Raw genomic sequence first — 14,564 nt, forward strand, 5'->3', positions numbered from 1 at the left:
TTTGAGGGCAAGAGAACTGTTCATCACCTGATAAACAGCAATAAACGGAATGGAAAATACTGTGTTACCATAATACTCATTCTTAAATGAAAAATCAATGCCAGAGCGTGTATTTCGGATAATTTCTGTATCTTTCCTTGTCACTTCATAATATGGGCTGTTCAGTTCCTGTGCCTTTGCTCTGATCACTCCTGCTGCCTTTGAATCGTTTCCATCGTAGATCACAGGCACTCCCGGAACAATGATCCCGGCTTTTTCCCCTGCGATGGCCTCGATCGTATTTCCCAGATACTGCATATGGTCAAAACTGATCGATGTGATCACACAGGCAACCGGATTTTCTACTGCTGTTGTTGCATCCAGCCTGCCGCCAAGTCCTGTCTCAAGCACTACATAATCCACCCCGGCATCTGCAAAGATCACCATTCCCATCAGGAACAGGAATTCAAAATATGTCGGATGATAGTTTCCTTCTTCTACCAGTTCATCTGCCAGTGCTTTGACCTTGCAGAATGCACGCAGGAATGTCTCATCATCGATATTTTTCTCATTGATCTGAAAACGCTCATTGATCACGACCAGATGCGGAGAAGTAAAGAGTCCGCAGGAATATCCTGCCTCTCTCAGAACAGACGTCAGGAATGCACAGGTACTTCCCTTGCCGTTTGTACCTGCCACATGGATCACGCGGAATTTATCCTGCGGATCACCAAGACGTTTCAGGCATTCCTTCGTATGCTCCATCTTATTCTTGGTCGTAAATTTCGGGGTTTCTTCAATATAAGCAACTGCCTCTTCGTAATTCATAAAAAAATTCACCACTTTATCCTATAATGTATTCGCAGCAGCAAGGAGCCATACGCTCCTTAACTACTACGATATTCATTATATATGAGTGGTGAAAGATGTCCAGTACCAATCGTAATCTTTTATTCGTCAAAATCTTTAATTTTCTGCCGGAAGTTTCCATTTATTTTCGTTATACAACATATAAGCCGAGCGGTCGTAACTCTTGCTCAGTGCTTTTCTGGTAGAACTGTTGCTTCGCTGAACAACAGAAACCCGGTCAAAATCATTGATCTCTGTTCCCGAGATCATCAGAGTGGTCGGATTTACATAGACTGTATCATACCATTCTCCGTTCAGTTTGACCTGACTGGATGGCGTGAAATTCGTTCCCTTGAGCCGGTAGGTATGATCCACTGTAGATATCTCTTCCATGGAATCCAGTGTCACATCATAAAGTCCCATCCGCATCTTGATCCTCTGGAACGGGCTTTCTCCGTCATAGGAATATTTCTTGCCGTAAAGCACGTCATACTGAAGAGTCTCCAGATCCACCTGATAATTCCTTGTATTTCTTCTCGCCTGATGATAACGGAAGATCGTACCTTCGTGGATACCGGCACGGTCCATGACCTCTGCTGCCATCTGATAAGCTGCAAGGTTTTCATCTTTTTTCTCTAAACCGAAGTTATCCCACATAACGTACTGTGTCTGGAACAGATATTTGTTCTTGAGATCTTCCACAGTAAGTCCCATGGTCGGAAGATGATCGCCATACATAACAAGGATCACATCCTCCGGATAATCTGCAAGCGCATCTGTAAGTTCCTTGACAAAGTTATCCATCTCATGGATCTCATTACAGTAGTATTCCCACTGATTGTTCTGAGCCTCTGTCTCGGCTCCGGAAACTGTGATCTCCGGATCGTCGATCAGCTGTTCTTCCGGATAGGCTCCATGTCCCTGCGTGGAAATCGTATAAATGTAATCCGATTCCTCCGTAGAATCCAGACATTTGATAATTTCATCCGTCAGAATTTCATCCTTGGTCCAGCCAAGCGGATTCTTGTCCTCTTCCTCCGACATGTATTCTGCTGAAGTGAAGGTATCAAATCCAAGATTCGGGAAAATGCTCCTTCTTCCATAGAAATTCGCCTCATTATTATGTACTGCATGAGTCGAATAGCCAAGATTCTTGAGCACATACGGTGCACTTTCGCAGGTGGTTTCCTTGAGAATGCTCTTGTATGGATACTCACCCGGTCCGAAATAATGAAGGCTCATACCGGTGATAGATTCAAATTCTGTATTGGCAGTTCCTGCTCCTACAGACGGAACCTTGTAATATCCCGAAGTGTATTCTTTCATGAGTTTACGAAAATTCGGGATTGGATCCTCTGAGATGTTCAGATACTCTACCAGCGTCGGATCAAAGAAGGACTCAAGCTGTACAAAAATAATGTTCGGCTTGCTGTCCTCGTTTGTTGCCGGAAGATTGTCTTCTGTCCTTTCGATACGGGTGATCTCCTGCTCAGAGTAATCTCTCGGACAGCTGATCCCTGTATCAAAGATCGTTACTGCGAGGCAGTAAGGATATCCATAATCCTCATATGCAAACGCAATATTTCCAAAATAGTTGGACAGGACCCTCTTCTCAAGTGCAAGCTGTGTCGCTCCCGCAAAAAGAGCCGCTCCGACAACGACAAGGAGAAGGTCATAGCGGAACTTCACCTTACGTTTGTACTTCGGTGCCTTGATCAGAAGGATCAGAAGCAGCAGTGCAAAAAGTCCCAGAAGAATCAGTGCAAGCACTACGCCCCATGCCGGCAGATATTTATTCAGGACTGCCATTCCGTCTGTCAGAAGATGAAGATCCGGTCCGGTAAACGGAGTAACCCTGTTGGACAGGATCACTCCATTGATAATACCAAGCAACAGCCACAAGATCGAGATCAGAACTCGCCAGAAACATCTCCTGCGGAAAAGATACACGATCAGTGAAGTTGTAAAAATCAGTGCAGCATTGTATGCAAAGACAAGTGGTTTCGTGGTCATATATGTCCATGCTGCCGAAAAAGAACGGCGGCTGATCATCTCGATCAGGAAATAGCCAAGTGCACTGCACAGTGCATGAAGCAGCAGGGAAATCCGGTTACACACTTTATACCATTTCATCTGAATGCTCCTTTATTATTTTTCCATCTGTTTCAGCTGTACGTTTACCTTTTCCATCATTTCTTCGTATTTCTGAAGTTTTTCTTTTTCTGCGTTTACTTTTGCTTCCGGTGCTTTGTTTACAAAGTTCGGATTGTTGAGCATACCCTGGCATCTTGCGATCTCTTTGGTGAGACGCTCCTGCTCTTTCTTGAGGCGTTCCATCTCTTTTTCTCTGTCAACAAGGTCTTCCAGAGGCATGTATACAACTGCATCAGATACAACAACGGATACTGCGTCCTCGCCGATTCCGTCCTTATTTTCCTGTACGTGGATCTCTTTTGCAAATGCGAGATTTACAAAGGATTTCTTGCAGGCTTCGTATCTTGTGCAGGTGTCTGTATCCTTACCTACGATGTAAAGATGTGTCTTGCGGTTCATCGGCACGTTCATTTCTGTACGTGTGTTACGGATTCCGCGGACAGCTTCCTTGAAGCTCTCTACTGCTTTTTCTGCTTCCGGGAATACCCATGCTTCCTGGAATACCGGCCAGTCAGAGATCATGATGGACTCTTCTTCCGGAAGAAGTGTACAGTAGATTTCTTCTGTGATGAACGGCATGTATGGATGAAGCAGTTTCAGTCCTTCTGTCAGGGCTGTACGCAGTGTCCAGAGTGCATCGTTGGCTGCCTTCGGATTCTCGTCTGCTTTCCAGAGACGTACCTTGGCCATCTCGATGTACCAGTCACAGAGCTCGTCCCACAGGAAATCATAAACCTTCTGTACGGCGATTCCAAGTTCGTATTTATCCATGTTGTCTGTTACATCACGGATCACGGTGTTGAGTTTGGAAAGGATCCATTTGTCCTCGAAGCAGAGATCATTAAGGTCTGCCGGTTCGGTGACTGTCTTGCCTTCCAGGTTCATCATGATGAAACGTGATGCGTTCCAGATCTTGTTTGCAAAGTTACGGCTGGATTCTACACGCTCCCAGTAGAAACGCATGTCGTTTCCAGGTGCATTACCTGTAATCAGAGTCAGACGAAGTGCATCTGCGCCGTATTTGTCGATAACTTCAAGAGGATCGATACCGTTTCCGAGGGATTTACTCATCTTGCGTCCCTGAGAGTCACGTACCAGACCGTGGATCAGTACATGATGGAACGGAACTTCTCCTGTCTGCTCCAGTGCGGAGAATACCATACGGATAACCCAGAAGAAGATGATATCATATCCTGTTACCAGGACATCTGTCGGATAGAAGTATTCCAGTTCCGGTGTCTTGTCCGGCCATCCAAGTGTGGAGAACGGCCACAGAGCGGAGCTGAACCATGTATCCAGAGTGTCCTCATCCTGATGGAGATGTGTGCAGCCGCATTTCGGGCATTTCTCCGGCATTTCTCTTGCAACGACTACTTCACCGCACTCATCGCAGTAGTAAGCCGGGATCCTGTGTCCCCACCAGAGCTGACGGGAAATACACCAGTCACGGATGTTCTCCAGCCAGTGCAGATATGTCTTTCCGAAGCTTGCCGGAACAAATTCCAGTTCGCCCGGTTTCAGCGCGTCCATAGCTGCTTTTGCCATTTTATCCATGCGGACGAACCACTGTGGTTTGATCATCGGCTCTACGGTTGTGCCGCAGCGGTCATGTGTACCAACGCTGTGGTTGTGCGGAACAACTTTGACCAGAAGTCCCTGTGCATCGAGGTCTGCCACCATTGCCTTACGTGCTTCGTAGCGGTCCATTCCTGCATATTTGCCGCCAAGGGAATTGATAGTAGCGTCATCGTTCAGGATGTTGATCTCTTCGAGATTGTGGCGTTTGCCTACTTCGAAGTCGTTCGGGTCGTGTGCCGGTGTGATCTTAACGCAGCCTGTTCCGAATTCTTTGTCAACGTACTCATCTGCGATAACCGGGATCTCACGGTCAGTCAGAGGCAGTTTCAGCATCTTGCCGATCAGATCCTTGTATCTCTCATCCTCCGGGTTTACTGCTACTGCGGTATCACCGAGCAGTGTTTCCGGACGTGTAGTTGCGATTTCTACGAATCTTCCTTCTTCACCTACGATCGGGTAGTTGATGTGCCAGAAAAATCCGTCCTGGTCCTCATGCTCAACTTCTGCATCAGAGATGGAAGTCTGGCATACCGGACACCAGTTGATGATCCTGGAACCTTTGTAAATGTAACCTTTCTCATAGAGACGGATGAAAACTTCCTGTACTGCCTTGGAGCATCCTTCGTCCATGGTGAAACGTTCTCTCTCCCAGTCAGCAGATGCACCGAGCTTCTTGAGCTGGTTGATGATCTTTCCGCCGTATTCTTCTTTCCATGCCCATGCATGTTTGAGGAATTCTTCACGTCCGATGTCGTGTTTGTCGATTCCTTCTTTTTTCAGCTTGTCGATGACTTTGACCTCTGTTGCGATTGCTGCATGGTCAGTTCCCGGCTGCCAGAGTGCCTCGTATCCCTGCATTCTCTTGAAACGGATCAGGATGTCCTGCATGGTTTCATCGAGTGCATGTCCCATATGAAGCTGGCCGGTTACGTTCGGCGGCGGCATAACGATGGTAAATGGTTTCTTGTCTGGATTTACTTTTGCGTGGAAGTATCCGTTGTCCATCCATTTCTGATAGAGACGTTCTTCCAGCCCTTTCGGGTCATAAGTCTTTGCAAGTTCTTTGCTCATAATGTCCTCCTATTATATAGGCTAATTCCTTTATTGAAAAAACAGCCCCTCACACTGCTTGTGTGAAGGGCAATGTTTGCCTAACTCTGAAACTACTATAATTGCATTTTTCGACCTTGTCAAGAAGGATTGATGAAAAATCACATATATTCCAGAATTTTTATTATTCGACAGATTTCAGTGATTCTACCATGTCGATCTTCTTGAGTTTTCTGTGCATAAAGATATTTACGATGATCGAGAAAATACAGGTGATCACCGCACAGTATACGAAGCTTATCGGCCGGATGTTCCTTCCGAACATGACTGCGTCAACCTCTACGGTCACGATGATATAGCGGTGCAGAAGGATTCCAAAAACAGCACCGAAAAGAATTCCTGCTATAGTCAGGATGATATTTTCCCTCAACACATACTGTGAAACTTCCCCGTCAAAAAATCCCAGCACTTTGAGTGTCGCCAGCTCTCTCTGGCGTTCCATGATATTGATATTGTTCAGATTATAAAGTACAACAAACGCCAGCATTCCGGCCGATACGATCAGCACAATGATGACGATCCCCAGTGTACTGAGCATACGGTTTACCATATCCATGGTACTGGCCGTATAGCTGATACTCAAGACTGCCGAAGATTCCATGATCTTCTGTCCAATCGACTCTGTCTGATCCTTGTATTCATCTCTGACAGCAAAAACAATATCTGCATAATCCGGATCTTCACCAAAGGTTTCCTTATAAACATTCGGTGTCATATAAACATAATGTCCGGCATAATTCTCTGTGATGACAGCGATTTTCACCTGATATTCCCTGTCGTCTTTTTTGACTGTCAGTTCGTCTCCCACTTTGAGGTCCAGAAGACCGGCTGTTTTTTCACTGACTGCCGCACCTGCGTCTGTCAGCTCATATTCTTCCTTTGTTTTGCGGTTTCTGAGCGTAACATCCTTTTTAAAGTTATCCAGATTTTCCGGAACATAAACATATACGCTTAAATTTGACTTGCCATTTGGTGCTGTGAGTTTGGAAAGCTGGATCTTCGTGTAGTGCTCCAGTTTTTCATTCTTATCCAGTTCCTCTGTGAGTGCTTTCTTTTCCTGCTCCGTCGCATCGTCATCGGAGATAATCGTGCCGTCATAATGCTGGATATTTGCATACTGGAGATTAACGATATCCGAAACAGAATCCTGGATTCCATAACCTACCAGCATCAGTGCCATACTTCCCGCGATGCCGAAGATCGTCATAAACAGTCGTTTCTTGTAGCGGAAAAGATTTCGAAGCGATGATTTCCATGTAAAGTTCAGATGTTTCCACAAAAACGGAATCCGCTCCAGAAGGATCCGCTTGCCCTCCTTCGGTGCCGGCGGGCGCATCAGGGATGCCGGGGTCTCTGCCAGTGCCTGACGACAGGAAAGGATCGTTGCCCCTACGGTACATACAAGTGCCGCAACAGAAGCTGTCAGTGCATATTTCCACTCATAATGGATCTGCAGGCTGTTGGAAACATTGTGATACATCATCCCATATGCCTTGATGATTATATATGGAAGAATTTTTTCGCCGATGAGGATCCCTGTCACACTTCCTCCTGCTGTTGCAAGAAATGCGTAACTTAAATACTTGGAAGCAATATCGAGTTTCTTATAGCCAAGCGCCTTCATCGTTCCGATCTGTGTTCGCTGTTCTTCGACCATTCGTGTCATGGTCGTAAGGCTGATGAGTGCTGCAACCAGGAAAAAGATCACAGGGAATACCTGACCGATATTTTTGATACGGTCTGCATTGTCTCCGTAATCGGAATATTCCGGAAGGTCATTGCGGTCTGTGATGATCCATTCCGGTTCTTTGAGGTCGTTCAGTTCTTCTTTCGCATCGCTGATCTTCTGCTCACCGTCGCGGATCTCATCTTCCGCTTCTTTCCTGCCATCCTCGTATTCTTTCTTTCCATCCTTTAATTCTTTCTCGGCATCGGCAAGTTTCTGTTCGGAATCTTTAAGTTTCTGTTCGTTTTCTGCGATTTCTTTCTCGCCGTCTGCAAGCTTCTTCTCATTGGCCGCGATCTCTGCCTCTCCAGAAGAAAGCTTCGCTTCATTAGCCTCGATCTCCGCCTGGCCACTCTGCAATTTCTCGCGGTTTGCATCGATCTCTACCTGTCCACTCTGAAGCTGTGCGAGACTTGCATCAAGTTTCTCCTTACTCTCTGTTAAAGTCTGCTCATTAGCTGCAAGTTCTTTTTCCCCGGAAGAAAGTTTGGCCTCCTGGCTGTCAAGCTGTGCCCGGTTCTGATCGATTGTCTTCTGACCGGCATTCAGATTTTGCATAGTCGCTGCCAGCTCTGTTTTCTTTGCCTGCGCCTGACTGAGTCCTCCCTGGGCTGCGCTTAAGTTATTCTGAAGTTCTGCTTTCTGATTTACAGCCTGCTGACAGGCATCCAATGCCGACTGAGCCTGGCTGAGAGTTCCGTTCGCTGTTTCCAGCTGTCCCTGTGCCTCGCCAAGAGCCTGTTCATATCCTGCCAGTTCTTCCTCAGAAAGTTCTCCTGCCTCAACCTGCTGCTTTGCCGCATCATAAGCTGCCTGTGCACTGTTTACAGCTTCCTGTGCTGCCTGCACTGCACCACTTGTCTGATCGTATGCCTGCTGTGCCGCGGCAAGCTGATCTTCTACACCGGAGAGCTGCTCCAGTCCTGCCTGGATCTGTGCGATCTGGCTTTCCAGCTGTGTGATCTGTGCATCCACCGCTGTCTGACCATCCTTTACCTGCGCGATTCCTGCCGTCAGCTCCTTCTGTTTCTGTTCAAGCTTGGTACGTCCGGCTGCGATCTGTTTCTTTCCGGATTCTATCTGCTGTTTTGCTTTGTCGAATTTCGCTTTGCCTGCATCATACTTTTTCTTTCCTGCATTATACTGCGCCCATCCGTCATCCAGCTTTGCCTGTGCCGCAGATAACTGAGACTGACCATCAGAAAGCTGGGCTTTCGCCGAAGCAAGCTGTTCCCGTCCGTCGGCGAGCTGCGTTTTGGCATCTGCGAGCTGCTTCCTGCCGTCGGTAATTTCTTTCTTTGCATCTTCGAGCTGTTTCTTGCCATCCTCGTACTGTTTTCTGCCATCGGCAAGTTCTTTCTCTCCGTCATCGAGTTTTTTCTTTGCATCAGCAAGCTTCTCGTCGGCCTCTTTTTTGCCATCGGCAAGTTCCTGCTCTGCATCAGAGATCTTGTCCTGTGCCTCGGAAACGATCTCGTCGTAACGGATCTGGCAACGTTCCTCCTGGATCTCCTCAACTTTATCCTGAAGTTTCTCGATCAGGTTATCGTAGGCATCTGTATAGCTGAGCACCTGATCGGTTCCATGTGCCCGGATATAGATCTGTGTAAAGATCTCCTGGTCAAAATCCTCCGGCATCACATAGGCAAATCCATTCACCTCACCGGAACCGACTGTCGTATTTCCTCTGTTGAACGAAATGTACAGCGGGCTTTTGCCAAGTCCGACTACCGTATAGGTTTCTGTCAACAGAAGCTTACTGTCCCCGTCCTGGCGCATATTGATCGTGCTGCCGATCTCATATCCCTGATTCGCGGCAAACGTCGAGTCCAGAAAGCACTCGCCGCTTTTTTCCGGAAGACGGCCTTCTGTTACGGTAAGCTGATTGACCTTCTGATTCATAGATTCGATATGAAGAACTTTCTGTTTCTCATTCTCTCCACAAATGGCATCCGTCGAATATGCACCTTCCGCACTCTCCACACCATCGATCGACTGGATCGCTTTTACATCATCTTCGGTAAGCCCCAGAGTTGCCATGACCTTGAGATCCATGAGGCTGGCTTCGTTATAATAAGCATCTCCCGAAAGACGCATATCCGGCGACGCTGCCTGAATACCGGAAAAGAAAGCAACACCCAGTGCCACGATACAGAAGATGGAAATAAAACGTGCCCTGCTCTTTCGGATCTCCTGCCAGAAATCTTTGTGTAATGCTTTTTTTCTGCGTTTTCCTACCATTCGATCTCCTCCACCGGTGTCGGATGGTCATTCAGTTCCATCGAAGAAACGGTTCCATTTTTGATATGGATCACACGGTCTGCCATAGGTGTCAGCGCAGAATTATGCGTGATGACGATCACCGTCATCCCCTTCTCCCTGCACATGTCCTGAAGCAGTTTGAGGATTGCCTTACCGGTCTGGTAATCAAGTGCACCTGTCGGCTCATCACAAAGGAGAAGCTTCGGATTCTTTGCAAGGGCTCTCGCTATGGAAACACGCTGCTGTTCGCCACCGGAAAGCTGTGCGGGGAAATTCCCCATTCGATCCTTAAGGCCGACTTCTCTGAGGACCTGTGCCGCATCCAGAGGATTCTTGCAGATCTGCATGGCAAGTTCTACATTTTCCAGTGCTGTCAGGTTCGGAACCAGATTATAAAACTGGAATACAAAACCGATGTCATCACGGCGATATGCCGTAAGCTGTCTGCCGCTATAATCTGTGATATTTCTGCCATCTACCAGAACCTTTCCCTTCGATGCAGTATCCATGCCGCCGAGAATATTCAGAACAGTCGTCTTGCCGGCCCCACTCGGTCCTACAATGACTACAAATTCACCTTTGGAAATCTCAAAACTGATCTCATCGACTGCACGGATTTCGACTTCACCCATCTTGTATATTTTGGAAACTTTATCTAATTTTACATATGCTTCTGTATTATTCATCAGCCTCTCCCTGTCGTTATACCGTTGTAGTTACCCTTAAGTATAACACAAAAAAGCACTGCCCGGAACAGCTTCCAGACAATGCCTTTTGTGAAATTTTTCTAAAGTGTGGAATCCTTTTCTTTCCTGCGGCCGGTCATCAGGCCTCCGATCCTTCCGGTTTCTTTGGCCGAGAGGCTTTTCCAGCCGCTCTCGAGGACCTTGTCAAGAATTCCCATTTCTTCTGCGATCTCATACTTGATCTTTTCTTCTTCGGGAAGTTCGCCCCGCAGATATGCCTCCACTTCTTTCTCCTTGTTCATGTCCTTTCACTCCTTTGTTGCTTTTCTTTTGGAGTATGGACAGTTTGAAGAAAATTTATTCACTCAGGATCAGCCTTTCGGAATAACGATGGCTGCAATGATGTACGCCCAGATTCCCGCGCCGCCGAAGCAGGTGAGGATGACCCATGCAAGACGCACCAGTGTCGGATCAATGTCAAAATATTCAGCGATGCCTCCGCATACACCGCACAGCATATAATTTGCGGAAGATTTGTAAAGTCGTTTGTTATTCATAAAATCTGCCTTCTTTCTCAAAAAAATTTATTTACTAAAACTAACTGTAATATTACCAACGCCGCAGTTCAATTCCATATCTCCTTTGGCATTTGGATTCGTGATATTTTTGTCGTGGCCGATGCCGCTGTACGAACTGTCACCGATGTCCACATTTCCTGCCGCACAGGAAATCTCATAATTATAGTCGGCTTCTTTGCCAAGAATGTCAAGGTCAACATTTCCGATACCGCAGTCAACTTCCAGATCGTGTATATCCAGTTCTGATATTTCTACATTTCCGGTGCCGACTTCAACCGAGATATCGTTAGCTACGCTGATCTTCCCTGTATTTGTAAACTCGCCTGCTCCTACAGACACATCCAGGTCATCTGTTCTGAAATCATCACACATCGTAACAGTACCTGCTGCAACCTCTATGGAAGTGTCCTTAAACCTCAGGTCCTTCGGATAACTCACAGTGATCTCACGTTCCTGTGTCCTGCCAAGTGACTCGATGACCAGGCTGTCATCGTCTGTACCGATCCTTACTTTGTCTTTCTTCGAACCGGACACTTCTACGCGGATCTTGTCTCCGTCACAGCTCTGAAGCTTAAGTGCATCTCCACTCAGGGAAAAATCCAGATCCGATACCGGGTCAATCTCAAAGATTTCTTTGTCATCCTCTGTCGTGACCGGCTTAAGCTGTGTGATCTCATCCCAGTCTTCGTCCCAGGAATCATGGCTCTCCTGTAAGGCAGAATTCGCAATTTTCCTGATATTTCCATTCAGTCCATATTTCGTAAGATTGATGCCTGTGATCGTCGCTCCCATGGCAACGCCTCCTATGCTGAGTCCCAGTCCGACAACGGCAAGGGCTAATGCAAGTTTAAGAATCCGTTTGGAAAATTTTCTCATAATCCCGCCTCCTTCTTCTTACTTCCTCTGTTTACAAGCCGGCTGCAGAAATCTATAAATTTCCGCAGGATCGCCGGAAGTACTTTCGTTGCTGCCCAGACCAGAAATACAAGTCCGACCAGTGCAAGTGCAAGGATCAGAAGTCCGACCCCGATCCCAAGGATTCCAAATCCGATGCTAGCGGAAAAGCATGCCCCGATCCCTGCTCCAATGACTGCGATCCCTGCTGCAAAAAGCCCTACGACCGCTGCCCCGATCCCAAATACGATCAGAAACGGAAGAAGTGCCAGTGCAACGATAAATCCGAGGACTCCTCCGACTGCACCCTTGATCAGCGGTGAGATAAATACCAGCAGGATCAATACCAGGATCACTCCTGCATTACTGCCCTTACGCTCTGCGTGGTATCCACGCTCCGCACGGCTGCCTCTCTGCTCCGGCATCTGCATATCCTCCTTTACACGGTCATCCTGAAAGCCATTCTCCGTGTATTCCCCGTAATTCTGTGAGCTTTCCCTGAGGTCTGCCTTGATGATGGCAGCTACCTTGCCCGGACTTCCAAGCTCCCTGATCACATTTGCCTCCTGATCCTCTCCGGCGTCGTCGAAGTAACTCTCGTAATAATCAAGAGCCTCCTGCCTTTCCTCCTCAGAGATGTCAGAAAGCAGCTTCTCCAGTTGTTCCATAAACTGCGCTCTGTTCATAACTCTATGCCTCCCTCAAACAGTTTCGTAATCTTGGTTGAATAGTTCTTCCATTCAACTCTGTAAAGATTAAGCTGTGCCATTCCTTTCTCTGTGATCTTGTAGTATCTGCGGTTCCTGCCTGCATATGCCATGTCATAGGTCTCCAGGCATTCATCCTTCTGTAATCTCCGAAGGACCGGATACAGCGTGGACTCAGATACCTCCAGCACACTCCGCACATCCTGGGTGATCTTGTAACCGTAGGTTCCCTCCTCTTCCTTGGAAACTACCGCCAGCACGATCGCATCCAGGAGTGCTGCACCTGTATTAAATACCATGCTCTCACTTCCTGTTCATATATTCTATAATAATATTATTTTGTATAATATTATTTTGTTAGTAATACTATATATCATATAATATAGTTTTGTCAATAGTATTTTCTATTTTCCATGCCTGATTTATACTTTTAGTTGCTGTTCACTCCGTTCACAGCAACTCGGTCAAAATCCATTCCAAATCACCTACGGTGATGGGATTTTGCCCCGTATGTCTCGGGATTTTGCCATTATTCATGGCAAAACGCCTCGCGGGATACTACCTGTGAACAGTAACAACTTTCACAATAAACCATGTTTTATAACTTACACAGAACAGGAGAACTTCATGTCAGAACAGAATATCACAGAACTTCTTCATCCGGCCTTTCTCGCCCGCATGAAAGAAATGCTCGGAGAAGAATATGATTCTTTTATAAAAAGCTACGAAGTACCCAGAACTTACGGGCTTCGTGTCAACACCGCCAAGATCAGCTGCGAAGAATTTGAAAAACTTGTTCCGTTCCCGGTGACACCGATCCCGTGGATCCCGAACGGTTATTTTTATCCGGAAGATGTCCGTCCTTCCTACTGCCCGTTTTATCAGGCGGGGCTCTATTATCTCCAGGAGCCAAGCGCGATGACACCCGCTTCCTGCCTCCCTGTCACTCCCGGCGAGAATGTACTGGACCTCTGTGCTGCGCCGGGCGGCAAAACGACAGAACTGGGGGCGCGTCTGAACGGAGAGGGACTGCTGGTCGCAAATGACATCAGTGCTTCCCGTACCCGTGCCCTTCTTCGAAACGTGGAGCTTTTTGGCTTCACGAATGCATTTGTTGCCAATGAGACTCCGGCACGTCTCAGAGACCGCTTCCCGGAATTTTTCCACAAGATCCTTCTGGATGCACCATGTTCCGGCGAAGGAATGTTCCGTAAGGAAGAAGCACTTGCCAGAGACTGGACTCCTGAGAAATCACAGGAACTTGCCGCGATCCAGCGAGAACTGATCCTTCAGGCAGCCGATATGCTCCGTCCGGGCGGACAGCTGCTTTATTCTACCTGTACCTTTGCGCCGGATGAGGATGAGGGCGTTGTTTCCTGGCTTCTTGAAAACCGGCCGGATATGGAACTGATCGAACTTCCTTCTTATGAAGGATTCACGCCGGGCGTTCCGGAATGGGGCAACGGTGATCCGCGCCTTACGCGCTGTGTCCATCTCTTCCCGCACACCATGCAGGGCGAAGGACATTTCATGGCATTATTCCGCAAAGAGGGCAGAGCGGATCTGATCGGTACCATGTCCTCTACAAAACCGAATGCCGACACTCGCAAATGGCTGGAACTTTTCCTTAAAGAGATCGGGCTCAAAACCCTCGGTGGAAAACCATTCGACTGGAACCGTGTGGAAACACGTAAAGATAAAGTCTACTATCTCCCGCCTCTCACCGGAGATTTCCGCGGACTGACCTTCCTTCGAAACGGCCTTTACCTGGGCGATCTCAAGAAAAACCGTTTCGAGCCGTCAGAACCTTTTGCACTGGCTCTGCATAAGGATGACGCCGAGGCAGTCATCTCCCTTCCGGTATCGGACGAGTGCCTGACCCGCTATCTCAAGGGCGAAACACTGAATATCGAACCAGAAGAGGCAGCTCACACCAAAGGCTGGCATCTTCTCTGCGCGGACGGCTATCCCATCGGATTCGGCAAGCTGGTCGGGGCGACACTCAAAAACAAATATCCCGCAGGATGGAGAGTCTGATCCT

At 47.5% G+C, this 14,564-nt stretch carries 11 protein-coding genes; 1 reads left to right on the forward strand and 10 read right to left on the reverse strand.

The features are described 5' to 3' along the window. From WMO75_RS11750 to WMO75_RS11795, 10 genes are all read right to left on the reverse strand, one after another. On the reverse strand, window positions 1-807 hold an 807-nt coding region (locus WMO75_RS11750; protein ID WP_349078077.1), incomplete at its 3' end, for a bifunctional folylpolyglutamate synthase/dihydrofolate synthase. Window positions 808-945: 138 nt separating this feature from the next. Beyond that, window positions 946-2,961 carry a sulfatase-like hydrolase/transferase gene (locus WMO75_RS11755; protein WP_349078078.1) on the reverse strand — a complete coding sequence of 672 codons (2,016 nt, stop codon included), beginning with the start codon at window positions 2,959-2,961 and terminating at the stop codon, window positions 946-948. Between the two features lie 15 nt (window positions 2,962-2,976). Beyond that, window positions 2,977-5,631, reverse strand: a complete 2,655-nt coding sequence (locus tag WMO75_RS11760; RefSeq protein ID WP_118698047.1) for a valine--tRNA ligase — start codon at window positions 5,629-5,631, stop codon at window positions 2,977-2,979. A gap of 163 nt (window positions 5,632-5,794) precedes the next feature. Next, window positions 5,795-9,637: an FtsX-like permease family protein gene (locus WMO75_RS11765; RefSeq protein WP_349078079.1), complete on the reverse strand. Its 3,843-nt coding sequence runs from the start codon at window positions 9,635-9,637 to the stop codon at window positions 5,795-5,797. Beyond that, window positions 9,631-10,344: an ABC transporter ATP-binding protein gene (locus tag WMO75_RS11770; RefSeq protein ID WP_022214164.1), complete on the reverse strand. Its 714-nt coding sequence runs from the start codon at window positions 10,342-10,344 to the stop codon at window positions 9,631-9,633. Before WMO75_RS11770 ends, WMO75_RS11765 begins: the two co-directional genes overlap by 7 nt. Window positions 10,345-10,445: 101 nt before the next feature. Further along, the gene (locus WMO75_RS11775) at window positions 10,446-10,646 is read right to left on the reverse strand and encodes an alpha/beta-type small acid-soluble spore protein (protein ID WP_022214165.1); all 201 of its coding nucleotides are present in this window, start codon (window positions 10,644-10,646) and stop codon (window positions 10,446-10,448) included. 69 nt (window positions 10,647-10,715) lie between these two features. After that, window positions 10,716-10,901 carry a PspC domain-containing protein gene (locus tag WMO75_RS11780; protein WP_022214166.1) on the reverse strand — a complete coding sequence of 62 codons (186 nt, stop codon included), beginning with the start codon at window positions 10,899-10,901 and terminating at the stop codon, window positions 10,716-10,718. 27 nt (window positions 10,902-10,928) lie between these two features. Beyond that, window positions 10,929-11,798: a DUF4097 family beta strand repeat-containing protein gene (locus WMO75_RS11785; RefSeq protein WP_118698045.1), complete on the reverse strand. Its 870-nt coding sequence runs from the start codon at window positions 11,796-11,798 to the stop codon at window positions 10,929-10,931. After that, on the reverse strand, window positions 11,795-12,502 hold the full coding sequence (locus tag WMO75_RS11790; RefSeq protein WP_022214168.1) for a DUF1700 domain-containing protein: 708 nt from the start codon (window positions 12,500-12,502) through the stop codon (window positions 11,795-11,797). Before WMO75_RS11790 ends, WMO75_RS11785 begins: the two co-directional genes overlap by 4 nt. Continuing rightward, the gene (locus WMO75_RS11795) at window positions 12,499-12,822 is read right to left on the reverse strand and encodes a PadR family transcriptional regulator (RefSeq protein ID WP_118252551.1); all 324 of its coding nucleotides are present in this window, start codon (window positions 12,820-12,822) and stop codon (window positions 12,499-12,501) included. The genes WMO75_RS11790 and WMO75_RS11795 overlap by 4 nt, the downstream gene beginning before the upstream one ends. Window positions 12,823-13,150: 328 nt before the next feature. Here WMO75_RS11795 and WMO75_RS11800 point away from each other — a divergent pair, with 328 nt between their 5' ends. Next, window positions 13,151-14,560 carry an RsmB/NOP family class I SAM-dependent RNA methyltransferase gene (locus WMO75_RS11800; RefSeq protein ID WP_118698044.1) on the forward strand — a complete coding sequence of 470 codons (1,410 nt, stop codon included), beginning with the start codon at window positions 13,151-13,153 and terminating at the stop codon, window positions 14,558-14,560. Window positions 14,561-14,564: the final 4 nt, after the last annotated feature.

This window comes from Blautia intestinihominis (assembly GCF_040096655.1).
GTDB lineage: Bacteria > Bacillota > Clostridia > Lachnospirales > Lachnospiraceae > Blautia_A > Blautia_A intestinihominis.

Excerpts from the sequence above, each read along its gene's own strand:
- WMO75_RS11755 (WP_349078078.1), bottom strand. The coding sequence starts at position 2,961 with ATGAAATGGTATAAAGTGTGTAACCGGATTTCCCTGCTGCTTCATGCA.
- WMO75_RS11760 (WP_118698047.1), bottom strand. The coding sequence starts at position 5,631 with ATGAGCAAAGAACTTGCAAAGACTTATGACCCGAAAGGGCTGGAAGAA.
- WMO75_RS11765 (WP_349078079.1), bottom strand. The coding sequence starts at position 9,637 with ATGGTAGGAAAACGCAGAAAAAAAGCATTACACAAAGATTTCTGGCAG.
- WMO75_RS11770 (WP_022214164.1), bottom strand. The coding sequence starts at position 10,344 with ATGAATAATACAGAAGCATATGTAAAATTAGATAAAGTTTCCAAAATA.
- WMO75_RS11775 (WP_022214165.1), bottom strand. The coding sequence starts at position 10,646 with ATGAACAAGGAGAAAGAAGTGGAGGCATATCTGCGGGGCGAACTTCCC.
- WMO75_RS11780 (WP_022214166.1), bottom strand. The coding sequence starts at position 10,901 with ATGAATAACAAACGACTTTACAAATCTTCCGCAAATTATATGCTGTGC.
- WMO75_RS11785 (WP_118698045.1), bottom strand. The coding sequence starts at position 11,798 with ATGAGAAAATTTTCCAAACGGATTCTTAAACTTGCATTAGCCCTTGCC.
- WMO75_RS11790 (WP_022214168.1), bottom strand. The coding sequence starts at position 12,502 with ATGAACAGAGCGCAGTTTATGGAACAACTGGAGAAGCTGCTTTCTGAC.
- WMO75_RS11795 (WP_118252551.1), bottom strand. The coding sequence starts at position 12,822 with ATGGTATTTAATACAGGTGCAGCACTCCTGGATGCGATCGTGCTGGCG.
- WMO75_RS11800 (WP_118698044.1), top strand. The coding sequence starts at position 13,151 with ATGTCAGAACAGAATATCACAGAACTTCTTCATCCGGCCTTTCTCGCC.